The sequence below is a fragment of the Skermanella sp. genome, assembly GCF_059503625.1.
In genome coordinates this window covers 1-2,897 of record NZ_JCACHA010000308.1, presented here as the reverse complement: position 1 = coordinate 2,897, position 2,897 = coordinate 1, and the positions used below count along the sequence as shown (strand labels likewise).

Sequence of the window (2,897 nt, the reverse complement as noted above, 5' to 3'; positions counted from 1 at the left end):
AGCCGGTCGTGCTCGGGCGCCGGGGGATTGTGGACGGGGGTATTGTAGCCCAGCATGACCATCTCGACGCCCTGGAGCCCCATCACCCGATAGGTCTCCGGCCAGCGGCGGTCGTTGCATATGCACATTCCCATAAGCCCGCCGAAGGCATGGACGACCGGCCAGCTCAGGTTTCCAACCTCGAAATACCGTTTCTCAAGGTGCTGGAACGGCCGCTCGGGTTCGTGCGCGGCATGGCCGGGCAGATGGATCTTCCGGTATTTGCTGACGATGCGTCCCGATTTGTCGACCAGGATGGACGTATTGAACCGGCGCTCCCGGCCATCCTCCACGACGGCCTCGGCATAGCCGATCTGGAAGCCGATCTCCAGACGGACGGCTTCGTCGAACAACGGCTGCGTCTGCGGTCCCGGCATGTCCCGCTCGAAGAAGAAATCGATATCTTCCTGCCGTTCGAAGAACCACCGCGGAAAGAACGTCGTCAGGGCCAGTTCCGGAAACACGACCAGATCGCATCCGTGGCCTTTGGCGTCCCGCATCAGGTGGATCAGCCTGCCCACCACCTCGGTCCTGCTTTCATCCCGGCGGATCGGCCCAAGCTGAGCCGCCCCCACTGTCACTGTTCTTGTCACGTCGCTTTTCCCTCGGAGCTTCGTTGCAGTACGGCTCGTGTAGCCGCCCGAGCGTTAAGCCTATGCAAGATACGCGCTAGTGTCTCAGGACAGTGATTATGATGACCTGGCAACTTTGTAGAAGCGGCCTCCGGCCGCTTGCAGCGCGCGGAACGCGCACTGTTCGCTATTTCAGGCAAACGGCCTTCAGGACGGCGCCCAGCGTGTCCGCGTTGACCGGTTTGTGCAGCAGGCGGCAACCGCTTCTCTCGGCTTCCGCCAGCCGCTCCGGCGACGTGTCGCCGGTCAGCAGGATCGCGGCTTCCGTTCCGTGGCGGCGCGCGGCGGCGACGACATCCGTGCCCCGTTCGCCATGAGCCAGGGAGTAGTCGGCTATAACCACGTCCAGCGGCCTGTCCAGCGTCCTGAACAGTTCCTTGGCCTGGCCCAGGGTCCGGACCGCATGAACCTGCACGTCCCAGGATCGCAGCATCACTTCCAGCCCGCGCAGGACCAGCGGCTCGTCGTCGATCACCAGGGCGGAGCAGCCCGCAAGGCTCTGGATGCCGAAATATCTCCGATCCGACGCTGCCGTCTCTTCGTCGTCGGCCTGGGCAAGGACCAGCGAAAAGGTCGAGCCGCGGCCGATCTCCGAAGCCACTGCGATCTCGATACCGAGCAGCGCCGCGACGCGCCGTGCCGTCGCCAGCCCGATGCCGAACCCGCGGGAGTGGTCGCGGGCGGTTTCGGCGCCCTGGTAGAATTCGTCGAAGATGCGTTCGCTGTCTTTCTTCGCGATGCCCAGCCCGGTATCGGTCACGTCAAGCACGACATGCCCGTCTTCGACCCGGGTCAGGACGGAAACGCTGCCGTCCGGCGTGTACTTGATCGCGTTGGAGATGAGGTTGCGCAGGATCAGTTCGAGCAGCAGGGGATCGGAACGGACGCGCAGGTGAACGGGCGGCACGTGGAAGCGCAGGCCGGCTGCCTGCGCCGGCCGCTGGAACTCGTCGAAGAGCCGTTGCAGCAACTCGTCCAGCAGGAAATCGCGGAGGTCGGCGGTCACGATGCCGGCATCGAGCCGCGCCACTTGCAGCAACCCGTTCAGCATCCCGATCAGGCTGTCGATGCTGCTCGCCAGGGGTTCGACCAGCTCGCGCTCCTTCGGACCGAGCGGGCGTCTCTTCAAGAGGTCGAGGAACAGGCTGGCCGAGGTGACGGGCTGGCGCAGGTCATGGCTGACCGATGCCAGGAAACGCGACTTCGCCCGGCTGGCCTGCTCCGCCTCGGCCCGGGCCTGAACGGCTTCGTCCCGCGTTTCCCGCAGCCTGTTCTCGGCTTCGCGCCGTTCGGTAAGATCGACCGTGGCGGCGATCACGCCAAGCGCTTCGCCGTCGGGACCGATGATACGGCTGACGCTGCTGACGGCCCAGAAATGGCTGCCGTCGGCGCGGACGTAGCGTTTCTCGATGCTGAACACTTCGCCGGTTTCGACCAGGCGGGCGAACAGCGGCAGGTTGCGGGCAAGATCGTCCGGATGCGTCACGTCCTGGACATTGAGCCTCAGCAGCTCTTCGCGCGTCCGGCCCAGCAGGCTGCAAAGCTGATCGTTGACCATGCGGAACCGGCCGTCCGGCCCGATTTCGGAAAGGCCGACCGCTGCCTGGGCGAAGATCGCGGACAGCCGCCTTTCGCTCTCGCGCAGCACCTTCTGCGCCACGGTGGATTCGGCGTTTCGCGCCGCAGGGACACATTCGTCGAGTTTGCGCGAAAGCGTCGCAATGATCTCATCCCGTCGGTCGAGTTCCCTTCTAGCCTGCGCGAGCTCCTCTTGAAGAATGGTTTCACGAAGCCCTGCGGGAAGACCGACGCTCGAACGATCCTGCGTCACCTAAAAACTCCTGGTGAAATCATTGGTAACCTAACATTGTATCATAGACTTGAAGTCAACACCTACAATGCGATTCCAAGAGATTTCGCCAAGCAGGTTCCTTTGATCATTGTGCGATCGCAGACGATGAGTAAAACGCAATAAACTTCTCAGCAAAGAATAATTTTATTTCTTTATGGATATATGGATCATTAGATGCCTAATTATGTTGAGTTCTGATGTTTTTGGTTTCAAATTCGACCATCTGATGTCCGCCACTTTTTTATCCCTAATCCAAAGCGCCGGCCTGCTCGGTCTCGTATTGGTCTTCTACAGCGGCGTGCTGCGGCACTTCGATGTCCGGTCCTGGAAACGGCAAGTCGCCTGCGGACTGCTGTTCGGCGGCGGCACCGTCC

General features: G+C 62.1%; 2 protein-coding genes. Both read right to left on the bottom strand.

Features of this window, described 5'->3' with window-relative positions; genetic code table 11:
* A partial coding sequence (locus tag AC5JJ6_RS07135) for a nitrilase-related carbon-nitrogen hydrolase (RefSeq protein WP_496041368.1) occupies nucleotides 1–632 on the bottom strand: 632 nt, incomplete at its 3' end.
* A 166-nt stretch (nucleotides 633–798) separates the two neighbouring features.
* Entirely contained in the window at nucleotides 799–2,331 is a 1,533-nt protein-coding gene (locus tag AC5JJ6_RS07130; protein WP_496041367.1) for a PAS domain-containing sensor histidine kinase, read from the bottom strand.
* Between the last annotated feature and the right edge of the window lie 566 nt (nucleotides 2,332–2,897).